The sequence below is a fragment of the Gilliamella sp. A7 genome, assembly GCF_002142015.1.
Taxonomy (GTDB): Bacteria; Pseudomonadota; Gammaproteobacteria; order Enterobacterales; family Orbaceae; genus Gilliamella; species Gilliamella apis_A.
The window spans coordinates 1-1,690 of the sequence record NZ_NASN01000101.1 but is presented as its reverse complement, the minus strand read 5'-3'; the positions used below and the strand labels follow the sequence as shown (position 1 = coordinate 1,690).

Annotated in this window: 2 protein-coding genes; one reads left to right on the top strand and one right to left on the bottom strand. The window is 34.9% G+C overall.

Going from position 1 to position 1,690, the window contains the following annotated elements; genetic code table 11:
* Positions 1–161: IS3 family transposase (locus B6D18_RS12300; protein ID WP_144064004.1), on the top strand; the 161-nt coding region annotated here is incomplete at its 5' end.
* A gap of 55 nt (positions 162–216) precedes the next feature.
* Here B6D18_RS12300 and asd read toward each other — a convergent pair.
* The gene (gene asd / locus B6D18_RS12295; RefSeq protein ID WP_086364700.1) at positions 217–1,320 is read right to left on the bottom strand and encodes an aspartate-semialdehyde dehydrogenase; all 1,104 of its coding nucleotides are present in this window, start codon (positions 1,318–1,320) and stop codon (positions 217–219) included.
* Positions 1,321–1,690: the final 370 nt, after the last annotated feature.

Genomic DNA, 1,690 nt, shown 5'->3' with positions numbered 1-1,690 from the left:
TCCAATCAGAAATGTATCATGGACAATGCTTTGAAGATGCAGATAAATTGATTGAAAAAATAGAAGAATATATAGAATACTACAACACCAAACGGATTAAAGCCAAATTAAAAGGCCTGACTCCGGTTGAATATCGAAATCAGGCCTTACAAGCCGCTTAATCAAAGTGTCCAACTTTATGGGGTCACTTCAAAATAGGGCTTTTATTATTCGTCATTAAGCTAAGATACGTAGCATTCTTCGTAATGGTTCAGCAGCACCCCATAATAACTGATCGCCAACCGTAAAGGCTGATAGATACTCTTTACCCATATTCAATTTACGTAAACGTCCAACTGGTGTACTTAAGGTACCTGTAACCGCAGCGGGCGTCAGTTCTCGCATAGAAAGTTCACGATCATTTGGTACAACTTTAACCCAATCATTATGAGCAGCAAGTAATTTTTCAATCTCAGGAATACTGATATCTTTCTTCAATTTAATCGTGAATGATTGACTATGGCAACGCAATGCTCCAACTCGTACACAAAGTCCATCGACTGGAATAATCTGACTCGTTCCTAGAATTTTATTGGTTTCCGCTTGGCCTTTCCACTCTTCACGACTTTGACCGTTATCAAGAGCTTTATCAATCCACGGGATTAAGCTACCAGCTAAAGGCACACCAAAATTATCAGTTGGTAAACTACCATCACGCATTTTTTGCGTTACTTTGCGTTCAATATCTAAAATAGAAGAGTTAGGATCTTGTAGTTCTTTAGCAACTTCGGCGTTTAACATTCCCATTTGGGTAAGTAACTCACGCATATGACGTGCACCACCACCAGAAGCCGCTTGATAAGTTGAAACAGAAACCCAATCGATTAAGTTTTCTGCAAATAATCCACCAAGTGACATCAACATTAAACTTACTGTACAGTTACCACCAACAAAAGTTTTAATGCCTTTATCTAAAGCTGCTTGAATGTTAGCTTTATTCACTGGATCGAGAACAATAATTGCATCATCTTCCATTCGTAAAGTTGACGCAGCATCAATCCAATAGCCTTGCCAACCAGTTGCACGCAATTTTGCATAAATTTCAGAGGTATAATCACCACCTTGGCAGGTAACAATAATATCTAATGCTTTTAAAGCATCAATATCATCAGCGCTTTGTAATATTCCTGTTTTTCCGCCAAAAGAAGGAGCTGCTTGACCAGCTTGAGAAGTAGAAAAGAAAACAGGATTGATATAATCAAAATCATGTTCTTCAACCATACGTTGCATAAGAACAGAGCCCACCATTCCTCGCCAACCGACAAAACCAACATTTTTCATAGTTTATTTCCAAAAGTAGATGTTATATAAAGAAATATTCACTTACTATTAAAGCAAAAAATCACCATAAAACAAGTCAGATAAGAATTATTTTTCTAGTCAAGCAGATAATAACGTGGTGTTATATATATTTTAAATACAAAACTAAGTTTTTATTAACAATTATTGATTTCGAATCATATAGCATTAATGGAAAGCATTATTACCTATTCATATTAGTTTTTTATTCACAGATATAAATAAATTATTATTGCAATTTAGATAATTGGTTTTTGATAAAACAAAGCCCGAATTATTGGCTTATTTTAGTTTATTGAGTTGTCAGTTTTAAGCACCAAATTTATTGTATAGATCACAGTTATTATTATTT